Consider the following 20,434-nt stretch of genomic DNA (forward strand, 5'->3'; position numbering starts at 1 on the left):
GGTCATGCGAGCCCGCCTGTGGCGGCGGGCTCGAGAGGGGGGCTGGTGCTACCCGGCCTGAACCGACAGGGTCACGCGGGCCTGTGGCAGCAAGAAGGGGACCTCGGCAGGCGGCGTGGTGTTGACCGGAATTGGGCAACCATAGGTGCGTGCCAGGGTCTCGTCTGTCAGAACCTCGGCCGGTGATCCGGTTGCGGCCACCTGTCCGCCTTCCATCAGAATCACCTGATCGGCAAACATGGCGGTCAGGTTCAGATCATGCATCACAGCAACAACACCGCCGCCGCGCGCGGCATAGTCCCGGGCCAGATCCATCACGGTGAACTGGTGCCCGATGTCGAGACTGGCAACGGGTTCATCCAGGATCAGCCAGCGCGGTGTGCCGTCCACAAGGGGCTCCCAGACCTGAGTAATCACCCGCGCCAGCTGCACACGCTGCTGCTCGCCACCGGACAGATCCTGATACATACGTCCGGCAAAGCCCGCCAGCCCCACGGAGGCCAACGCCTTGAGTGGCACGGAACTCTCGGCGGCCGACAGACCTGCGCTCAGGCCAAGCCGGACGATTTCCAGGACCGTAAAAGGAAAGGCGATGGAGCTGCTTTGCGGCTGAACGGCCCGAATTGCCGCCAGCTGCCAGGGATGCAGGCTGGCCACGTCCGCACCGTTGATGCGCACCTGTCCGTCATGGGCTACCTCTCCGGTCATGGCACGCAGCAGGGTTGTTTTACCCGATCCATTTGGGCCAACAATTGCTGTGACCCTGCCCGAGCGAGCGGTGAAATCAACCCCGTGCAGCACCTCGTTGGACCCGAGTTTGACGCCAATGTTGCGGGCTTCCAGGGTCATGGTCATATTCCCAAATCTCCGCGTCGTTTCAACAGAATCCACAGGAAAACCGGCGCGCCCAGGATGGCAGTGATGATGCCGATTGGCAGTTCCGCCGGCGCCACGACCACCCGTGCGATCATGTCAGCCGCCAGCAAGAGCGCGGCGCCCAGCAACGCGGCATTGGGCAGCAGGCTGTGGTGATCTGGTCCGGTCGCAAGCCGCAACAGATGTGGCACGACAATGCCAATGAAGCCGATGCCACCCGAGACCGCGACCGCAGCGCCTGTGGCACCAGCAACCGATAGGATAGCGATGTTTTTTACTCGCTGAACGGCGATGCCAATATGCCCCGCTGCGGCCTCTCCCAGCGCCATGCCGTTGAGACCTCGCGCCAGAAAGGGCGCAGCGGCCAGGGCGAGCCCGATGATAGGCAGGGCGGCCAGAACCTTGGTCCAGGTGGCTCCGGCCAGCGAACCCATGCCCCAGAAGGTGAGGGCACGCAGCTGGTTGTCATCGCTGTAATAGACCAGCACCCCCGAGGCTGCTCCGGCCAGTGCGCCCAGGGCAATACCGGCCAGGAGCATGGTGGCAACCGAGGTGTGACCGCCATGTGTCGAAACACGGTAGAGCAGCAGGGTCGAGCCCCAGCCGCCAAAGAATGCGGCAACCGGTACGATCCAGGAACCCAGGAATTGCTGTATCGCAAGAGGCAACAGGCCGCCCAGAACAATGGCGGTGATGGCGGCCAGCCCGGCCCCGGCGCTGACGCCGACGATACCGGGGTCCGCCAGCGGGTTGCGGAACAACCCCTGCATCACAGCGCCGGACACGGCAAGCGAGGCGCCAACGAGAACACCCATGCAAAGACGCGGCAGGCGGATGTCCAAAAGCACCACACGATCCATGGTGGAGAGCGTGCGCCCCGCAGTCAGATCCGATAGGGCATTCCAGAGCGATGCCCCAGAGGCCCCAGTGGTCAGCGATAGGACCGAAACAATCAGCAGCAGGGCAAATAGCACAAGAGTGAGCCGCCGCGCGCGAAGTCTACGGTCTATCACCGGGGCGGCTGCTGATGCGGGGTCCACATCAGCGATATTTGTCGACAGGGCGCTCACTTGGCGGCTCCATAGAGGGCCAGAGACAGGTCTTTTACAGCGCTGGCTGCACGGGGGCCAAACTGCAACAACAGGGCGCCATCCATGCGGATCAATGCGCCATCCTGCGCGGCCGGGGTCAGTTTCAAGGCCGGGAGGATTTGCAAGGTTTCCGTGGTCAGCCCATGATCGTCGCCACGGTCCATGGCCAGAATCACGTCGGGGGCAGCAGCTGCGATGGCTTCGTCACTCAATTGTTTGTAGCCGGAAAACTCGGTAATGGCATTTACCGCACCTGCCATGGTGATGATGCCATCCGCGCCGGTGTTCTGACCCGCAGCTGTGATGCGCCCTCCGGCTGTTGACAGGACAAACAGGACGCGTTTTGGGCTATCTCCTGCACTCTCGCTGGCCAACCTTTGGGCCTCTTCCAGATCGGCGCTGACCGATTCGATCAATCTGGCTGCGGCCTCTTCCTGCCCCAGGGTTTCGCCGACGATTTTGATCTTGCTGATCACCCCGTCAGCCGAAAACACTTCCGGCACTTCGACATAGCCAACATTGGCCTGTTTCAAGACCTCCAGTGTCTCGGGCGGGCCTGCGCCTTCGATGGCAAGGATCAGATCGGGGTCCACGGATAATACGCCTTCGGGCGACAGGGCCCGTGCATAGCCCACATTGGGCAGGTCCGCGGCAGTGATGGGGAAACTTGAGGTGGTATCGCGCGCCACTAGGCGGCTTTCCTGCTCCAGCGCATAGACGATTTCAGTCACCGCCCCGCCGATTGACACAATGCGCTCGGGGGGGGCTGCCTGGACGGCATGTGCTGGAAGGAGGGCAAGAAGCCCCAGGTGCAGCCCGGTTCTGAGGGGCGAGATCAAAGTGGAAAACAGGGTCATTCTGCGGCCTCGATTGTCTGGTTGGCGTGTTGGGGGATCGCGGCAGCTGACCGCGTGGGCAGGGCGGCAACGATCTTGCCCCATTCTGGCCTGTGATCCAGATCGCCGTCCCGGCGGCCAAAGACTTGAAGGATGATCTGACCTTCGGAATCAAAGGCTTCGACCGAAATGGCTGGGCCACGTTGGGTGGGTTTGTTCACTGCCCAGACTTCGGTCAGGTGATCCAAACGCAGGTGCAGGTCAAAGCCAGGGTCCAGAATGTTTTGCCAGGGCCCCATGCTGCGCAGGGTCTTCACTGGGCCGGAATGGATCTGAATGCAGCCGGGGTTGCCGACAAAAATCATCACCTCGATGCCCGCATCGCGGACCGCGTGCAGCATGGTGTCTACAGCCCCCGGGTCAAGCTCACGCGCCAGAGGCTCCCCCGCGATGCGATAGGCCCCCAGCCGGTTCATTTTTAATTTCGAAGTCAGTTGCCGGAACTGATGGGTATCCGTCATCTTGGCCCATTCCGTGCGCAGAGCGTCGACCTTGCTAGGAGCGGATTTGGCGGCTTCTGGCGCTTGTCGGGGGCTGACTTCCAGGACTGCCTCCTGATCCGGCAAGTCCAGATCGCGCACCAGGTCTTCCCAAGCCTGAAGGTTTGAGGCGTCTCGTAGGTGAACCTTGTGCACCGCGTCGCCAGCGGAATCAAAGAACTGAAGCGAGCGGCGGGTGCCTGTGTCCGAACTGCGCTCTACCGCAAAGGCGATTGCAAAATGGCGCGGGAACAGGCGCAGATCGATTTCGGCGGTGAGCACCATGGAGGCATGTTTGCCAGGGCGGAAATCGCTGTAGGTGCCGACCTTTTCAATCACGCAAGAATCGTTGCGGGTCAGCGCCATGACTTCTCCCAGAGCGGCAAGCCGGGGAAAGACCTCTGCGATCTCGGCGCTGATCCGCGTGACGCCTTCGCCCTGATAGGCCGCCACCAACTGAGCTTCACTGATCTTGTGCTGCGCGGCGAAATCACGATCGCGCATCTTAGGGTTTTCTTGGCGCAACTGGCGAATGGCCAGCGGGTCCAGCGACTGGGGAAGGCTCATGTTTGGGCCCTTTCATAGTAGCAAGTTTTTGCGGGAAAGGGCTGGCTCCGGCGCTGTGACCCCGATGTGACGGGGCAAGCCTTGGGGCTGGCGGTTGCCGAGTGGCAGGCATTTATTTATGTTGACTGTTTTTATCAGCTTTACTATCAGCCTCAAGTGGAAATCAACGATTCCATAAGAAACACAACAAACTACCGCGCCAGCCCCTACTGCAAGCTTCGGTTCAAAGACCAAGACGCAAAGGGACATGTGATGGGGAAATTTCGGCTGACGCAGCATTTGCTGGGGACCGTTTCAGTATTGGGCTTAACGCTCGGATCGGGCGCTATGGCGCAGGATCTGTTAGAGGAGCTGCCGCCGGAGGTTCAGGGGGAAGAGTTCCTGGGCACGGTGGAACTGGCGCAGGGCAAGCGGGAAGTGCAGGTTGGCACTGCGGTTCCCATTACGGTGATCAACCAGGAAGAAATCGATGACCGTCAGGCTGGCACGATTGCCGAGCTGATCGATTCGGTTCCGGGTGTTTCCCTGGTGAATGGTTCGCGTCCTGAAGGCTCGGGGATTAACATTCGGGGCTTTGGCGCCAACGGCACCTATGGGACCGACCAGAAGGTTGCCATTGTCATTGATGGCGCCACCACTGGATCAGAAGAGATCTATCGCATCGGCACACAGCTGTTTACTGACCCAGCCCTGTACAAAAGCGTTTCGGTGATCCGTGGCACGGTTGGCAGTTATGAGTGGGGGTCTGGTATCGTCGGCGGAGTTGTGAAACTGGATACCAAGGATGCTTCTGACTTCACTGGCGGCGAAATTGGTCTGCGCTTGCATCAGCTGCTTGGCTATACGTCCAATGGCGAGGGCTATCATAGCTCTTCCATCATTGCCTGGCAGCCGATGGAGAACCTCGAGGTTCTTCTGAACTATACCAAGCGCGACACCGATTCCTACAAGGATGGCGATGGCAATCTGGTCAGCAATACCTCGACTGAGCCCTATTCTGGTCTGGCAAAGATCCGATACACCTTTGGGGATGCAAACGAGCATGGCCTGACCTTTGCCTATCAGAAAACCTATTCGGACGAATTCGACTCGCCCTATGACCAGTTTAACCAAGTCAACTTTGGCAATGTGAACCGCAGTACCGAGTCCAAGGTCGCGACCCTGAAGTATGAATATAACCCAGTTGGCAATGACCTGGTCGACCTGACCGTCCAGTATTCCTATTCGGATATCTACATCGAAAGTGAACCGACCAATCCCGGTGGTTTTGCTGACTACCTGCTGGATGGCGATCACGATTATTCCATCGACAAGCTGACCGTCAAAAACGCCATGTACTTCCAGACCGGGGCCGTCTCGCACGATCTGCGCTTTGGGGTTGAATTGATCAGCAAGGACCGGCTTGAAAGCCAGGTCAGCCCAACCTCTGGCAGCGTGTCCGTCCCCGGCGGCAAGGATGAGCGGGTCGCTTTGTTCCTTATTGATGAAATCGGGTTGGGTAGCAATTGGACGATCACCCCAGCACTGCGGTGGGAAGATCAGAAGATCACGGGCTCGGATACCTATGCGGGGGATCGCTACGACAATTCGGCTCTGATGGGCGGCATCTCGGCACGCTATGAGTTCGACTCCGGTCTGGCTCTGTTTGCCAGCGCCGCCTATACTGAAAACCTACCAATTCTGGATGACCTGAGCGTCGCCAGCCGTATGACCCAGCCTGAGAAGTCCCAGACTTTTGAGCTGGGAGCCTCTTATGTGGCGGGGGATGTCTTTGCCGATGGCGACAGCCTGCAGGTCAAGGCCAACCTCTTTGCAACAGATCTTTGGGATATCACTTCCTACTCGGGCATCAACACGGTTGATAGCCAAGGTGCCGAGCTGGAGCTGACCTATGCCATGGACAATGGGCTCTATGTCGATCTGAACGCGGCCTATGGGGACTATGAGGCCAACGGCTCAAACCCTTGGAGCAATGCGCCTGCAAATTCGGCACGTTTGACCGTCGGTAAGCGGATCAACGAGGCTTGGGATCTGAGCTGGGAACAAGTCGTGGCCGAGAACGGCAACAACAACTATGGCGGCTATGGCATTAGCAACCTGCGGGCCACCTATCGTCTGCAGAATGGCATGCTGGCTGGGGCTGAGTTGCGTCTCGGGATCGAAAACGCCTTTGATCGCGCCTATCAGCCGAACCTTGCAACTCAGCTTGCCGCAGGTCGCAACATCAAGCTGAGCGTTTCAAAAACCTTCTGATCCAATCGCAAATCGAGAGGAAAACCATGGGATATCTGGCTCAAAGAACACTTACCCTGGCAGCGCTCACGCTGTCAGGATGGGCAGGTGCAGCAGGCCTGGCCTGGGCAGAAAATCTGGCGCAGACCTCGGCTCCGCTTCCCACCTCGGCTGCAGGTATTTCTATCGAGCTGAGCGTGGCTGAAGATATCGGGGAGGCTTGTAAACTGTCCTTTGTGGTGACCAATGGTCACCACAAAGACATCGCGCAGGCCGTTTTTGAGACCGTGCTGTTTGACGGGGCGGGCCAGGTGTCCAGGCTGACACTACTGGATTTCCAAGACCTTCCTGCCGGGCGCCTGCGCGTGCGGCAGTTTCAATTCCCCCAGGCCTGTGCCGATATCAGCCGGGTGCTGATCAACGGTGCACAGACCTGCTCAGCTACGGGGCTGGATGCGGGAGGCTGCACCCGGGGGCTCATGCTCTCTAGTCGTACGAATATGGAGCTACTGGGATGACCCTGATTCAAGATGCCATTCTGCATATTCTGGATCTGGGTGGTCCCGTTGTCTTGCTGCTCTTGTGTGTTTCAGTGCTGACGGCGGCGCTGGTGCTGTACAAGCTGTGGCAATACCAGGCGGCGCGGGTGGGGCGCCACCGGCAGCTGGCAACAGCTGTCGCCGCCTGGGATCTGGGGGACCCGGCGGCGGCCTTGCAGGCGCTGGGGCAAAGCCGGTCCTACCTGAGCCCGGTGCTGCGCATGGCGATCAGTTCCACGCCAACGTCTGAATTGTCGGCGCGTGTCGATGCCGAGGCCGAAAGCCGCTTTGCCCAGCTCGAACGCGGGCTTGGTGCGCTGGATATGGTGGCGCAGCTGGCCCCTTTGATGGGGCTGTTTGGCACAGTGATCGGCATGATCGAAGCCTTTCAGAAACTGCAATCGGCGGGCTCTTCGGTGGATCCCTCGTTGCTGGCTGGCGGCATCTGGGTGGCGCTGCTGACCACGGCCGCAGGCCTGGCAGTGGCAATGCCAACCTCACTGGTGCTGAGCTGGCTGACCGCGCGCATGCAGCGCGAACGGGTCTTTGCCAATCAGGCGCTGCGGGTGGTCTTTGCGCCTCAGACCGCGCTCCAGGCCGAGGCGCTCCAGCCCTTGGGGTCCTTGGCACATGCCGGTTAAGCTCACCCCTCCCAAACGCGGACGTATGTCGATGACCTCGCTGATCGACGTGATTTTCCTGTTGCTGCTGTTTTTCATGCTCACTTCGACCTTTTCCAAATATGGCGAGGTGGAGCTGATGGCAGCAGGCCGCGCGACTGCCTCGCAGGAGCGTCAAAGGTTGTTTGTCACCTTGGGGCAGGAACAGGTGACGCTGAATGGTCAGCCTGTTGATCTGGAGCGGATTGCAGATCTGGTGCGCAGTCAGCCGCAGGACGGGCAGGGGCATCTGGTGCTTATCAGCCCCGACGAGGCGGCTTCTTCGCAGCGGCTGGTCGATCTGCTGGCCGCGCTGCGCAAAGTGGAAAACCTGCAAACGGTGGTGCTGGGCTGATGCAGTTGAAATCTCCGGCACAGGCCCCAAAAGAGCCGACCATCGCGCTGATCAACATCGTGTTTCTGATGCTGATCTTCTTTATGATCGCGGGCACTCTCGCCCCACCGATCGACAAGGATCTATCCTTGGTCAAGACGGCGGATCTGGAAGGGCGTGAGCCTCCGGATACGCTGGTGGCCCATGCGGATGGGCGGCTGTCGCTGCGGGGGCAGCCGGTGGTTGATGCCATCAGCTATTTGTCCAGCCTGTCGCCAGAGGCCCGCAAGCTGGTGAAAATCGTGCCGGACCAAGCCTTGCCAGCCAAGGATCTGGTGCGCCTTGGCAATGCGCTGCGTGCAGCCGGAGCACAGCGGGTGGTTTTGATCTCTGAAAGGGCGCTGTAGCCATGGCTGCGCATAGGAAGGACGCGCTCGACCCGGTGCCGCAGTCAATGCTGGTTGCCTTGTCTGCTCTGGGGCTGGCTCTGGGGCTGCATGCCATTTTTGTCCTACAAGACCAAGCCTCCCTGGTGGAGCAGGCCGGAGGGCAGACGGCTCTGGCGGCGCAGGGCAACAGTTTTGTCAATATGGCTGCCGGAGTCGAGACCCCGGTTGCGGCAGACGCTCCCGAAACCCAGGTGCAGACTGAACCCGTCCCCCCCCTGGTGCCGCCCGAGACCTCTCCGCCTGTGGCACCGCCTGCCGCGCAGCCCGAGCCAGATGTGATGCAGCCCTCGCCGCAGATTGAAACCGTTCAAGGCGGGGTGCCTGTGATTGCCCCCGCGCCCGAGCCTGAGCCCCTGCCTGTACCCGCAACTCCCGTCGCCTTGGTGGAGGTCTCGCAGCCGGTCAAACAGGCTGAGTCTCCTGATCCGCCGGTCGAGCAAATGCGCCCAGCCGTACCGGTTGCGCCAAAAGAAGCAAATCCAATCCATCCCAGCCCCCTGCAAGATCTTGTAGAGCGGGTTGAGCCGGATGAGGTCCAGCCCCCAGAGCCGCAAAGTCCTGCTGTCACACTGTCCCTAAGGCCGCCGGAACGCCCTGTTGACCCTGTGGTGCGGCCAGAATCTGAGCCGTCCCAACGCCGGATTGAAAAACCAGCCGCGCAACCAGTGCCAACTGCACAGCCGCGCGGGAATGGGCAGGCCAGTGCAACCCGTGGAGAGGTGCAGTCCACCCGCAATGCGCCCGGAGGCCAGGCGACCAGATCCGGGGGCACAGCTACGGTGCAGGGCAATGCAGCCGTGAGCAATTATCCCGGACAAGTGATGCGTCGCATCCAGCGCGCCAAACGTCGGGCCAATGTGCGGGGCGTGGCTGTGGTGCGTTTCAGGGTGACAGCAGGCGGTGGTTTGACGGGGCTCAGCATCGCGCGCAGCTCGGGCTCGGCTAAGCTGGACGGGATTGCTTTGGCGCAGGTCCGCCGTGCGGCGCCCTTTCCGCCGCCCCCCGCCGGAGCCCGTACCAGCTTTACGGTTCGCATCAAGGGCAACTGAGGCGGCAGCACGGCGCGCTTAAATTTTTGATCAAATTCTTGCGCGGGAAAGGCGCGATAGGGTAGGTAGCCTTCAGGATTTGGAACGTAAGGGGTTCGACCCCGGATAGGATATGCCTCATGACCCCTCTTTCTGGCCTCAAGGTTGTCGAATTGGCGCGTATTCTCGCAGGCCCCTGGATTGGTCAGTCGCTGGCGGATTTGGGCGCTGAGGTGATCAAGGTGGAAAGCCCGGACGGGGACGATACCCGCACCTGGGGCCCTCCGTTTGTGGAGCGCGAAGGCGACAAGACTGCTGCTTACTATTATGCAGCCAATCGTGGCAAGGACTGTGTGGTTGCCGATTTTCGCACCGAGGCGGGCCGCGCGCAGGTGCTGGAGCTGATCCAGGAAGCCGATATCCTGATCGAGAACTTCAAGGTCGGCGGGCTGGCCAAATATGGGCTCGATTATGACAGCCTGGCCAAGGTGAATCCGCGGCTGATCTATTGCTCGGTCACCGGTTTTGGTCAGGATGGCCCCTATGCCAAACGCGCGGGCTATGACTTTTTGCTACAGGGGATGTCCGGGCTGATGTCGATCACCGGTGATCCCGAAGGTCAGCCGCAGAAGGTGGGCGTGGCGATCACCGATGTGGTGACCGGGCTCTATGGCACCATTGGCATTCTGGCAGCTGTCGAGCAACGCCACAGCACCGGTCGCGGCCAGCACATTGATATGTCTTTGCTGGACTGTGCCACGGCTGTCCTGGCCAATCAGGCAATGAACTATCTGGTGACGGGGGATAGCCCGACACGGTTGGGAAATGCGCATCCCAATATCGCGCCCTATCAGGTCATGGCAGTGCAGGATGGGCATATCATTCTGGCGGTTGGCAATGACGGCCAATTCCAGCGGCTCTGTGATGTGCTGGGCCTTGCCGGAGTCAAAACGGATACGCGTTTCAGCACCAATCAGTTGCGAGTGGCCAACCGAGTGGTCTTGACCACCCTGCTTGAAACCGTGGTGGCCGGCTGGCGCCAGGCTGAATTGTTGGCGGCGCTGGAGGGGGCGACAGTCCCGGCTGGGCCGATCAACACCATTGGCCAGGCCTTTGAAGACCCGCAGATCCAGCATCGCGGCATGCAGATCGCACCCGAAGGCATCCCCGGCGTGCGTGGCCCGTGGCGGTTTTCTGACGCTGAACTGGCGCTGGAGAAATCTGCGCCGAAACTGCCTAAATAGGCGGGCCGCTGCTTTAACGGGTTTGACTGTTGATGCTGATGGGGGGCTGATCCCCCAGCAGGCGCCGTACCTTTGGGTCCAGCCGGGCACTGGTGCTGGGATAGGCCCCGGTCAGGGCCAGAGCCTCGCGCGCTGAAGTGCGCTCGGCAATGCGCACCCAGACAGTGCGGGTGGAAAAGGGCTGTTGATCGGGGCGGGCGGCGACTCCGAGCGTCAACCCCTGGAGGTAGCTGGTCTGTTGTGGGTGCTCGGGCATCAGGACCGTTTCCGACAAAAACCCCCCGCTGCGCCGGGGCGTCTCATACATGCAGAGCCGATTGCCCTGAAAACTGGCCAATCCGTGGTAGCGCCCGCGTTGGTGAATGCTGCCATCCTCGGAACTGGCGCGTTCATAGGTATGTGTAACAACCAGCCCGTCTTCGGCCCTCAACTGGATCAGACTACGTATGATTTGTCCGGGCCAGGTCGGGGTGCGATAATAGGCGTGGTAGACGCCCAGAAAACGCCGCAACGGGCGGGCTTGGTTTTGAAACAGCTGGCTGAACGGTTGCAGTGGCGCTCTTGCGCTTTGCGTCGGCTGTGCCGCCTGGCCAGAGCGGAACTCCGCATGGGGGGCAAAGAGCGCATCCTCTGTCAGGGCAAAATACTTCTCAATACGTCGCAGATTGTGGGCCGAGGGTATCCCGCCGCCATTCAGATAGCGGTTGAACTGCTGGCGATTGATGCCGATGCCGCGACAGGTCTGGGCAATGGGGCCGGCCTCGGCGCAAAGCCAGCGCAGGTTTTGTGAAAAGGGAGAGGGCATCTTGGCTTCCTACTGATCTGTGATCTTTAAGCTGCTTACATTAGCGTCACTTTGCTCACAATTGCGCAATATGGAAAAGCGGCCACTTGGGTGAAAGTCTGGCAAAACAGTCAGCCAAAAAGAGACCGCCGGATGCCAAATGCCTATGATCTGATCGACACCACCTGGATTGACCTGCCTGATGGGCGTCGCCTGGCCGCCCGCATGTGGTTGCCTCGGCTGCAAGAGCCAGTGCCGGCGATTCTGGAATATCTGCCTTACCGCCAGGGCGATGGCACCGCGCCACGGGATGAGACCACGCATACCGTTTTTGCCAGCGAGGGCTATGCCTGTATCCGCGTTGATATTGCCGGGACCGGGGACAGCGAAGGCGTCTTTGATGACGAATACTCCGAACAGGAGTTAAGCGACGGCGAGGCGGTTCTGGCCTGGATCGCGGCGCAGGACTGGTGCGATGGAAATATCGGCATGATCGGTATTTCCTGGGGCGGTTTCAACGGCTTGCAGCTGGCCTATCGCCGTCCAGAGGCGCTTAAGGCAGTGGTTTCAGTCGCCTCAACAGCCGATCGTTATGCCGATGACATCCATTTCATGGGCGGCTGTCTGCTCAGTGATAATGCCAATTGGGGCAGTCAGATGTTTGCCTATCAGTCGCGCCCGGCGAATCCAAAAAACCGATCCGATTGGCGCGCGGATTGGATCAAGCGGATCGAAGAGATGCCCTTTATGGCCGCTGATTGGCTGCGCCATCCCACCCGGGACGAGCAATGGAAACATGGCTCCGTCTGCGAGGATTGGTCGGCGATCACCGCCCCAGTGCTGGCGATTACAGGTTGGGCAGACGCCTATGTGAACACGCCATCCGCCCTGGCGGCCAATCTTACCGCACCAGCAAAAGCGCTTGTTGGTCCCTGGGAGCATCGCTACGCCCATATCGCCAAACTGGACCCGGCGGATTTCCATGGTGAAGTGCTGGCTTGGTTTGACCAATATCTGCGCGGGAAGGACCGCGGTGTGGCGTTCCTGCCGGACTATCGCACCTATATGCAGGAACATTTCAACCCGACCATGCAGAACAAACCCCGCCAAGGGCGCTGGGTGGCCGAAGCGCAATGGCCCTCGCCAAATATACGCGAGCGGGTGATGTATCTGGGAACGGAGGGCCTGGCGGATGCGGCGGGCTCCGGGCAGCGGGTTGTCCGCAATCCGGCAACCCTGGGACAGGCAGGCGGCTATTTCTGCGCTGGCATGCGGTTTGAAAACGAACTGCCGGGGGATCAGGCGGCAGATGACGCTATGGCGACCTGCTTTGATACAGCGGCGCTGGCGGAACCTCTGGAAATCATGGGCCGCGCGCGCCTGCGGGTCTCCTTCAGCGTTGATCGGCCTGTGGCGCAGCTGGTGGCGCGGCTCTGTGATGTCTCGCCTGAAGGGGTGTCACAGCGCATCACTTTTCGACCCCTGAATATGACGCATCATAACAGCCATGAGAGCCCAGAGCATCTGGTGCCGGGGCAGGTCTATGAGGCTGAGATTGCCCTGAATGAATGTGCCCATCATCTGCGGGCCGGGCACCAGCTGCGACTGGCGCTGTCGACCTCCTACTGGCCCATCGTCTGGCCCGCACCCGAGGCGGCAGAGGTGACACTACACCTTGCGGGCTGTTCTCTCACTCTGCCGGAGCGACGCGTGGCTGAGGAAATCGCCCCGCAGAACCCCGGTGCTCCGCGGGACTACCCCAGCCTGCAGGCGCAGGTGCTGCGAGAGGCCAGCGGCACCTCAGAGACCAAGACACAGGCCGACGGCACCCTGACGCTCGATACCTTTGACGACTACGGCAAGGCCGTGGATCCCTATCATGGGCTGACTGTGGGCAGTCATGTCTCCATGCACTATGCGATCCACCCCGACGACCCAGCCTCAGCCGTTTTTGCAAGCGATTGGAACTTCACCTTTGAACAGGACGGCTGGCAGGTCTCCATCGACACTGAAAATAAGATGACTTGTGATGTGGAGAACTTTTACCTATGGCGCCGGGTGACGGCCCGCGAGGGAGCAGAGAGCGCAGAGGTGCTGGTCAAGGAATGGCAAGAAACCATCCCACGTGGCTTTCAGTAAAATGCAGAGAGAAAAATCCTAGGTCAGGCGTTTTTCGCCTGACCACAGCTGCTGTCTTGCTCTAAAAATCCAGGCCCAGATCCAATGTGCTGGCTGAATGGGTGAGCGCCCCTGAGGAGATGTAATCGACGCCCGTCGCTGCGACCTCAGCGATGCGCTCCAGCTTCATATTGCCCGAGGCCTCGGTCGTGACACGACCCTTGGCCATTGCAACTGCGCGGATCAGATCGGGGGTGCTCATATTGTCGAGAAGCACCACATCTGCGCCACCGGTCTCCAGCACCTGGGCCAGCTGATCCAGGGTGTCGACTTCGATCTCCACCTTCATCATATGGCTGACGCCGGCCTTTGCCGCGCTGAGCACTGCTTCGATCCCGCCGGCAGCTGCAATGTGGTTGTCCTTGATCAGGATGGCATCCGACAGGCCAAAGCGGTGGTTGGAGCCGCCGCCGTGGATCACGGCCTGTTTTTCCACCATGCGCAGACCCGGCGTGGTCTTGCGGGTGCAGGTGATACGGGTCTGGGTGCCCTTGGTTTCGGCAACAAACCCGGAGGTCAGACTGGCAATGCCGGTCATACGTCCGGCAAAGTTCAGCGCCACGCGCTCCCCCGACAGTATTGCAGCCGCAGAGCCTTCAATGGTCATCAAGGTGTCACCGGCGCGGCAGGGGGTGCTATCCGCGATCAGGGTTTCAACCTGAAGCGTGGGATCCACCAGATGGAAGGCGATGCGGGCAATCTGCATGCCGGAGACAACACCGGTATCGCGGGCATTCAGCCGCGCCGTGTAGCGGGCCTCGGCCGGGATCACGGTGCGGGTGGTGATGTCACCGTTCTGGCCCAGATCCTCAAAAAGGGCAGCGCGCACCATTGGTTCCAGCAACAGGTCGGGGAGGGGAGCTTGGCGGATCATGGCATGTCCTTTCAAAGGCTGTTCAATACCTCATCGCGCAGCGCATGGGCGGCGGCGAGGGTGGTCTGGCTGCGTTGGGCGAAGGCAGGATCTGCCTGTGGGAAATCGGTGCGGAAATGACCGCCCCGGCTTTCGCGGCGTTCCAGCGCGCAGGTGGCAATCAGGGTGGCAGTAGCGCACATGTTGAGAAAACCCTCATCCTGGGGCTGGGCGGCCTCCAGCTCGGCCAGGGTGGCCAGCGCCTGGCGCAGCCCTTTGGCGTTGCGGCGCATTCCAACATGGGTGGTCATGGTCTGGCGCAGTTCTTGGACGGCCGCGCCATTCATTCCCTGTGCGCTGGGTTCAAACGCGGGATGCAGTTCGGCAACCGCGCCCTTTGGCATTGCAAAGGTCTTGGCAATATCTCCGGCAGCGCGGCGGGCGTAGACCAGGGCTTCGAGCAGGCCGTTCGAGGCCAGTCGGTTGGCCCCATGCAACCCGGTGGCGGCGGCTTCGCCACTGACCCAGAGCCGCCCCAAAGAGGCGCGGCCCCGCATGTCGGTTTCAATTCCCCCCATGTGGTAATGGGCGGCCACGGCGACCGGGATCGGATCTGCCACCGGGTCAATCCCGGCGCGGGCACAGGTTTCCGCTAAGGCGGGAAAGCGGGTCAGAACCTCGGGCCCTAGCGCGACGCGGGTGTCCAGCATCGGGTGGCGCCCGGCCTGGGTTTCCGCAAAGATGCCACGAGCCACAACATCGCGCGGCGCCAGTTCGGCGTCTGGGTGTTGATCCAGCATGAACCGGTGGCCGTCAGCATTGATCAGGGTGGCGCCTTCGCCGCGCAGGGCTTCGGTAGCCAGGGGAGCCGGGTCTTCGCCGCAATCGACCGCCGTCGGGTGGAACTGGACAAACTCGGCATCCGAGATCTGTGCTCCGGCGCGGGCGGCGAGGCCAATCACCTGGCCGCGAATGCGCGGCGGGTTGGTCGTATGCGCAAACAGTCCACCAGAGCCGCCACCTGCCAGCAGGACGCCAGGGCAGGCGATCAGGATCGGCTGTGAAAGCTGGTCAGAACGTCGGATCCAGACACCTGTCACGGCATCATCACGGGTCTCCAGCCGCAGGGCTTCGGTGCCCTCGATCACCTGGATCGAGGTGGTGGCGCGGACCTCTTCGATCAGGGTTTCCATGATTTGTCGGCCCGCCTGATCGCCCTTGACCCGCACCACCCGTGCTGCAGAATGGGCGGCCTCGCGGCTCATCACATAGTTGCCCTCCGCATCGCGATCAAAGGGGGCGCCCAGCTCAGTCAGGTCCAGGATATGGTCGCGGGCTAGACGGGTGACCATGGCGGCCACTTCAGCGTCGACGGTACCATCGCCGGCCTTTAGCGTGTCGCTGGCATGGGCCTCGGCGCTGTCGCTTTTGGCCATGGCCGCCGCCACCCCGCCCTGGGCCCAGGCGGAACTGGCGCCCAACCCCAGCGGCTCGGGCGAGATCATCAGAACGGGATGTGGTGCCAATTCAAGCGCCGCATAAAGCGCCGCAAGACCCGCGCCAACAATGACGACACGATCAGTATTCAGGACTGGGGACATGCGAGGGGCTCCCGGCGGTCAGCCAAAGTGGTTTGGGCTCAGACCGCACCGGGCCTTGGCTATCCTGTCGTTATATTCCGAGTTTCTGGGACAGATCGATCATCTTCTGCACCGCCTGTCGCGCGCCTTCTGCCACTGAGGCGTCAACCTCGATTGGCTCTGACATAGTATGCAGCGACCAGAGGATTTTCTCCAGCGTGATCATCTTCATATAGGGGCACATGTTGCAGGGGCCGACAAAATCCACCTCGGGCAGGCTGTCAGAGATGTTGGAGGCCATCGAACATTCGGTGATCAGCAGCGCCTTTTCAGGCTTCTCATCAGTGACATATTTGATGATGCCACTGGTAGAGCCGGAAAAATCCGCCTCGGCAACCACATCCGGGGGGCATTCGGGGTGGGCTATCAGCCGGGTGCCGGGGTTCCATTCGCGGAACTCACGCAGATCCTTGGCGCTATATTGCTCGTGTACGATGCAGGAGCCTTCCCACCAAACGACGTTTTTATGCGGCACATCCTGGGCCACGTTCTGCGCTAGATACTGGTCGGGGGTCATGATCACCGTGTCGCTTTCCATGGCGCCCACGATCTGTGCGGCATTGGAAGAGGTACAGCAGATATCCGAAGCCGCTTTGACCTCGGCGGTGGTGTTCACATAGGTGACAACCGGCGCACCGGGGTAACGGCGGCGCATCTCTTCGACACCCTCGGCGGTGATGGATTCCGCCAGGGAACAGCCCGCCTCCATGTCAGGCATCAAGACGATCTTGTCGGGGCTCAGGATCTTGGAAGTTTCGGCCATGAAATGCACGCCGCATTGCACGATGACATCGGCCTCGACGCGGGTGGCCTCAATGGCCAACTGCAGGCTGTCGCCCACCACATCCGCAACTCCGTGATAGATTTCGGGCGTCATGTAGTTATGCGCCAGGATCACCGCGTTGCGCTCTTTCTTCAAAGCGTTGATCGCCGCCACATAGGGCGCATGGAGCGCCCAGTCCATTGGCGAAACTACGCGTTTCATGCGCGCATATTCTTCGGACATTTCCTGTGCCAAAGCGGGGTTTGGCGCCAGATCGTAGTGAGCGGCGAGCTGATCGCGCATAGTTTGCAGATCAAACATGGCTAATCCTTAAAGTGGTGTTCAGGATGAAACTTTGGGTCAGGCTTGTTTCACGTTCAAAATCCACGCGCAAGGGATGCGCCGGGAATACCGAGGTTTGTGCGCTAATATGGCGCGAAGAAAACCCGATCTTGGGGTCTATTGAAGCATTGTGGCCGCAAAAGGAAACCAGATTTGCCCGCTTGGTGTCGCATTACTGCGTCTTCCAGTCTGATCTGGTCGTCGATTGGGCTAAAGTTTCGATAGGAAAGGCAGGCGAATTTGACCCGTTTGTTCAGAGGGTGGTTGCCGTGGGTAGACAAATTGTCCGATTTTCTGCCCTTGGTAAATTATCCCTGTTTTTGACGCATGAGCTGTGGTTTTGAACCAGATGAAGTTCAGGCGATGATCAGGCAGGAGGCAGCTATCCTCCCACCCAAAGAGGAGAAAACCAGACGCAATGGCTGATCTGTTGGATGGAATACTACAGGCCTTTTTGCTGGTGGTGACCCTGGATTCTGATCTGGTAGAGATTACCCTGCGGTCCCTGCGGGTCACTTTGTCCGCTCTGGTCATTGCCTCCGCGATTGCCCTGCCGATGGCAGCGCTGCTGGTGGTGCGGCGCTTTCGGATGCGGCGTCTGACCATCGCAGTCCTGAACGCGCTAATGGGGCTGCCGCCTGTGGTGGTTGGCCTGATTGTCTATGTTTTCCTGTCGCGGTCTGGGCCGCTGGGGGTGTTGGGCCTATTGTTCACGCCGACTGCGATGATCATTGCCCAGGTCATCATCATTGTGCCGCTTATCGCTTCGATCGCGCATCAGTCGCTGCGTGAATTGTGGAGCGATTACCACGATCTGCTGATTTCGATGAATGCCAGCCAGCGGCAGCGTGTTCAGGCGCTGCTTTGGGATGGGCGGCGGGCCTTGCTGACGGCGGCGCTGGCCGGATTTGGTCGGGCCATTGGCGAGGTTGGCGCCATCATGGTAGTGGGTGGCAATATCGACCACGCAACGCGGGTCTTAACCACTGCAATCGCGCTAGAGACCGGCAAGGGAGATTTTGCCATGGCGCTGGGGCTTGGCTTTGTGCTGATCGCCATGGCGATCCTGGTAAACCTAGCGATCCACTGGCTAGGCCACACGGAAACAGAGGGGCGGTGGTGATGCAAAACTCTTTGTTCCCACTGGTTGCCAAACAGGCTCTGGTGCGGCGTCGCGGCAAGGTGCTGGTCGGCCCCGTTGATCTGACACTGGAAGGCCAGGGAACCACCATCGTGGTCGGGCCCAATGGTGCCGGGAAGACAACCCTGTTGAAGATGCTGCACGGTATCGAGCGGATGAACGGCGGTACTTTAGACTGGGCCTGCGCCACAGATGAGGCGCAGCGCCGACAGGCCTTTGTGTTTCAGACCCCGATCATGATGCGCCGATCCGTGGTGGATAACCTCGCCTACCCATTGCAATTGACCGGTGTCGCGCGCCGTGAAGCGCGGGCCCGGGCGGCGCATTGGGCTGAGCAGATCAACCTGGGCGACGCTCTGGAACGCTCGGCCCTGTTGTTGTCCGGCGGCGAGCGGCAGAAACTGGCCCTGGCCCGCGCTTTGATCCGCGAACCTGATGTGTTGTTTCTGGATGAGCCCTGCGCCTCTTTGGATGGACGGGCCACCCGCGAGATCGAAGAGATCCTGCAGCGGGCTGCGGCGACGGGCACGCGGCTGATCATGTCGACCCATAACATGGGGCAGGCGCAGCGCCTGGCCGATGAGGTCTTGTTTGTTTTGCATGGACGTATTCACGAGTTTTCATTGGCCAAGACGTTTTTTGAAGGGCCCCAAACCCCCCAAGCAGGTGCGTTTCTCAGAGGAGATATTGTAGAATGAAAAATGTATTTTTCGGCGCTGTAACCAGCCTTTTGTTGACCACTGCGGCCCTGGCCGACGAGATGAAGCTGGCGGTCACCACATCGTTTCATAATTCAGGACTGGCGGAAATTCTGCTGCCGCAGATTAAGGCTGACTTGGATCTGGATGTCCAGCTTCTGGTGGTTGGCACCGGTCAGGCCATTCGTCTGGGCGAGGCCGGAGATGTGGATGCCATCCTGGTGCATTCGCAAAAGGCCGAAGAGAAGTTTCTGGCCGGAGGCAATGGCACTCATCGCCGCGAGATCATGTACAATGATTTTGTCTTTATTGGTCCCAACACAGATGTCGCAGGGCTCCAGGCCGCTGATAATGCGGCCAAGGCTCTGCAATTGATTGCTGAGGCTCAGGCGCCCTTTGTCAGCCGGGGCGATGACAGTGGCACCCACAAAAAGGAGCTGAGCCTCTGGAGTGCAGCGGATCTGGATCCAGCCGGGTTTGACGGCTGGTACCGCGCGGTTGGGGCCGGCATGGGGGCGGCCCTGAACACGGCCTCGGGCATGGAGGCCTATATCATGGCGGATCGCGCCAGTTGGCTGAACTTTGGCAACAAGGGCGCATTGGAACTGCTGTTTGCAGGCGATCCGGTGTTGTTCAACCAATATGCCTATCTGCCGGTGAACCCGGAAAAGCATGCGCATGTCAAAAATGATCTGGCAATGAAGCTGGAGGCCTGGCTGACCTCGGACCGGGCCAAAGAGCTGATCAACGCCTATAAAATCAACGGCGAGACCCTGTTTGTCTTTAACGCCAAATAGTAACGTGCTGATGCCAGATTGAAGGGCCCCTGACATTCGGTGGGGGCCTTTTCTATGATCGCCACTGTTTTGGGGCTAGGGTTCTTGCCCGTCAATGGTCAGGGTGACCCGATCGCCGGCGAACCAGGTGCGGCCAAATTCAACCGGGCGACCATCCGGATCGATGTTGACTCCGGTGGTGCGCAGAATCGGTGACCCTTCTGTTATTCTCAGATGCAGGGCCTGGGTGGCGGTGGCCAGCTTGGCGGTAATGCGGGTTTCCTGTCGGGTGTAATCGGCAATGCCGCAAGCTTTGAGCGCTGCCGTCACCGATTGCATCTCTTCTAGCGAGGTGAGCATTTCGGGCAAAACAAGGGCAGGAAAGACGCTTTGAAACAGTGCGATGGGTTGATCATCTGCCAGGGAGAGCCCGTCATAGACATGGACCATTTCTCCGGCCTCCAACTGCAGAGCGGCGGCTTCGGTGCTGTCGGCAGCGCGGGTTTCCAGCGCTAGAATGCGCTTGGCGGGGATCTGGCCGCCACGGGTGATATTCTGGTGAAACCGCACCCGTTTGCCGATCGGATAATCCGTCGGCGCCGCCGCGACAAAGACGCCTGATCCACGCCGGGCATGCACCAGCCCCTGTTCCGCCATCGCGGCCAGGGCGCGCCGGACCGTATGTCGATTCACTCCAAAGCGAGCGGCCAATTGTGCCTCGGAGGGAAGTTTGTCTCCGCTGTTATACCGCCCCTGCGCGATGTCATCCGTGAGCGAAATTGTGATGGATTTCCAAACAGCTGTACGGGTTCCTGGCTTTGCGGGAGTGGCGCCGCTCTGGGTCATGTCACTAAACTTTCACAAG

21 protein-coding genes are annotated in these 20,434 nt (G+C 60.4%); 12 read left to right on the forward strand and 9 right to left on the reverse strand.

The window, feature by feature from the left end:
* Nucleotides 1–48: 48 nt before the first annotated feature.
* The 4 genes from AN476_RS02245 to AN476_RS02260 are packed head-to-tail and all read right to left on the reverse strand — an operon-like array spanning nt 49 to nt 3,909.
* On the reverse strand, nt 49–849 hold the full coding sequence (locus tag AN476_RS02245) for a heme ABC transporter ATP-binding protein (RefSeq protein ID WP_054459445.1): 801 nt from the start codon (nt 847–849) through the stop codon (nt 49–51).
* Between the two features lie 2 nt (nt 850–851).
* Nucleotides 852–1,946 carry an iron ABC transporter permease gene (locus tag AN476_RS02250; RefSeq protein WP_083464196.1) on the reverse strand — a complete coding sequence of 365 codons (1,095 nt, stop codon included), beginning with the start codon at nt 1,944–1,946 and terminating at the stop codon, nt 852–854.
* Nucleotides 1,943–2,824 carry a hemin ABC transporter substrate-binding protein gene (locus AN476_RS02255; RefSeq protein WP_054459170.1) on the reverse strand — a complete coding sequence of 294 codons (882 nt, stop codon included), beginning with the start codon at nt 2,822–2,824 and terminating at the stop codon, nt 1,943–1,945. Before AN476_RS02255 ends, AN476_RS02250 begins: the two co-directional genes overlap by 4 nt.
* Nucleotides 2,821–3,909 carry a hemin-degrading factor gene (locus AN476_RS02260; protein WP_054459172.1) on the reverse strand — a complete coding sequence of 363 codons (1,089 nt, stop codon included), beginning with the start codon at nt 3,907–3,909 and terminating at the stop codon, nt 2,821–2,823. Before AN476_RS02260 ends, AN476_RS02255 begins: the two co-directional genes overlap by 4 nt.
* Nucleotides 3,910–4,236: 327 nt before the next feature.
* On the opposite strand from AN476_RS02260, the gene AN476_RS02265 reads away from it, so the two are divergent.
* From AN476_RS02265 to AN476_RS02295, 7 genes are all read left to right on the forward strand, one after another.
* Nucleotides 4,237–6,162, forward strand: coding sequence for a TonB-dependent receptor domain-containing protein (locus AN476_RS02265; protein ID WP_253279818.1), 1,926 nt, complete (start codon nt 4,237–4,239; stop codon nt 6,160–6,162).
* A gap of 26 nt (nt 6,163–6,188) precedes the next feature.
* Nucleotides 6,189–6,659, forward strand: coding sequence for a hypothetical protein (locus tag AN476_RS02270; RefSeq protein WP_083464197.1), 471 nt, complete (start codon nt 6,189–6,191; stop codon nt 6,657–6,659).
* On the forward strand, nt 6,656–7,321 hold the full coding sequence (locus AN476_RS02275; protein ID WP_054459174.1) for a MotA/TolQ/ExbB proton channel family protein: 666 nt from the start codon (nt 6,656–6,658) through the stop codon (nt 7,319–7,321). The genes AN476_RS02270 and AN476_RS02275 overlap by 4 nt, the downstream gene beginning before the upstream one ends.
* Nucleotides 7,311–7,694 (forward strand): biopolymer transporter ExbD, encoded by a 384-nt coding sequence (locus AN476_RS02280; RefSeq protein ID WP_253279819.1) that lies wholly within the window; start codon nt 7,311–7,313, stop codon nt 7,692–7,694. The genes AN476_RS02275 and AN476_RS02280 overlap by 11 nt, the downstream gene beginning before the upstream one ends.
* Nucleotides 7,694–8,080, forward strand: a complete 387-nt coding sequence (locus AN476_RS02285) for a biopolymer transporter ExbD (protein ID WP_054459178.1) — start codon at nt 7,694–7,696, stop codon at nt 8,078–8,080. Before AN476_RS02280 ends, AN476_RS02285 begins: the two co-directional genes overlap by 1 nt.
* Before the next feature lie 2 nt (nt 8,081–8,082).
* Nucleotides 8,083–9,171: an energy transducer TonB gene (locus tag AN476_RS02290; protein WP_083464199.1), complete on the forward strand. Its 1,089-nt coding sequence runs from the start codon at nt 8,083–8,085 to the stop codon at nt 9,169–9,171.
* A gap of 119 nt (nt 9,172–9,290) precedes the next feature.
* A complete protein-coding gene (locus AN476_RS02295) occupies nt 9,291–10,394 on the forward strand; it encodes a CaiB/BaiF CoA-transferase family protein (RefSeq protein WP_054459182.1) in 1,104 nt (367 codons plus the stop codon).
* Between the two features lie 13 nt (nt 10,395–10,407).
* Here the strand turns inward: AN476_RS02295 and AN476_RS02300 are convergent, their stop codons facing one another.
* Nucleotides 10,408–11,199, reverse strand: a complete 792-nt coding sequence (locus tag AN476_RS02300; RefSeq protein WP_054459183.1) for a helix-turn-helix transcriptional regulator — start codon at nt 11,197–11,199, stop codon at nt 10,408–10,410.
* A 132-nt stretch (nt 11,200–11,331) separates the two neighbouring features.
* Here AN476_RS02300 and AN476_RS02305 point away from each other — a divergent pair, with 132 nt between their 5' ends.
* Nucleotides 11,332–13,317: a CocE/NonD family hydrolase gene (locus tag AN476_RS02305; protein ID WP_054459185.1), complete on the forward strand. Its 1,986-nt coding sequence runs from the start codon at nt 11,332–11,334 to the stop codon at nt 13,315–13,317.
* A gap of 61 nt (nt 13,318–13,378) precedes the next feature.
* Here the strand turns inward: AN476_RS02305 and nadC are convergent, their stop codons facing one another.
* The 3 genes from nadC to nadA form a co-directional block, all read right to left on the reverse strand.
* A complete protein-coding gene (gene nadC / locus AN476_RS02310) occupies nt 13,379–14,230 on the reverse strand; it encodes a carboxylating nicotinate-nucleotide diphosphorylase (protein ID WP_054459187.1) in 852 nt (283 codons plus the stop codon).
* An 11-nt stretch (nt 14,231–14,241) separates the two neighbouring features.
* Nucleotides 14,242–15,810: an L-aspartate oxidase gene (locus AN476_RS02315; protein ID WP_054459189.1), complete on the reverse strand. Its 1,569-nt coding sequence runs from the start codon at nt 15,808–15,810 to the stop codon at nt 14,242–14,244.
* A gap of 70 nt (nt 15,811–15,880) precedes the next feature.
* Nucleotides 15,881–16,933 carry a quinolinate synthase NadA gene (gene nadA / locus AN476_RS02320; RefSeq protein ID WP_054459192.1) on the reverse strand — a complete coding sequence of 351 codons (1,053 nt, stop codon included), beginning with the start codon at nt 16,931–16,933 and terminating at the stop codon, nt 15,881–15,883.
* Nucleotides 16,934–16,959: 26 nt separating this feature from the next.
* Between nadA and AN476_RS02325 the strand changes: the two genes are divergently transcribed.
* From AN476_RS02325 to AN476_RS02340, 4 genes are all read left to right on the forward strand, one after another.
* Nucleotides 16,960–17,298: a hypothetical protein gene (locus tag AN476_RS02325; RefSeq protein ID WP_054459194.1), complete on the forward strand. Its 339-nt coding sequence runs from the start codon at nt 16,960–16,962 to the stop codon at nt 17,296–17,298.
* A gap of 74 nt (nt 17,299–17,372) precedes the next feature.
* Complete coding sequence (locus AN476_RS02330; protein ID WP_054459196.1) at nt 17,373–18,077, forward strand: ABC transporter permease; 705 nt, start codon at nt 17,373–17,375, stop codon at nt 18,075–18,077.
* Complete coding sequence (locus tag AN476_RS02335; RefSeq protein WP_054459198.1) at nt 18,077–18,793, forward strand: ATP-binding cassette domain-containing protein; 717 nt, start codon at nt 18,077–18,079, stop codon at nt 18,791–18,793. The genes AN476_RS02330 and AN476_RS02335 overlap by 1 nt, the downstream gene beginning before the upstream one ends.
* The gene (locus AN476_RS02340; RefSeq protein ID WP_054459200.1) at nt 18,790–19,590 is read left to right on the forward strand and encodes a substrate-binding domain-containing protein; all 801 of its coding nucleotides are present in this window, start codon (nt 18,790–18,792) and stop codon (nt 19,588–19,590) included. Before AN476_RS02335 ends, AN476_RS02340 begins: the two co-directional genes overlap by 4 nt.
* A 75-nt stretch (nt 19,591–19,665) precedes the next feature.
* On the opposite strand, the gene phnF is transcribed toward AN476_RS02340, so the two are convergent.
* Nucleotides 19,666–20,415 (reverse strand): phosphonate metabolism transcriptional regulator PhnF, encoded by a 750-nt coding sequence (gene phnF, locus AN476_RS02345; protein WP_054459203.1) that lies wholly within the window; start codon nt 20,413–20,415, stop codon nt 19,666–19,668.
* Nucleotides 20,416–20,434: the final 19 nt, after the last annotated feature.

The sequence above is a fragment of the Phaeobacter sp. 11ANDIMAR09 genome (assembly GCF_001294455.1).
Taxonomy (GTDB): domain Bacteria; phylum Pseudomonadota; class Alphaproteobacteria; order Rhodobacterales; family Rhodobacteraceae; genus Pseudophaeobacter.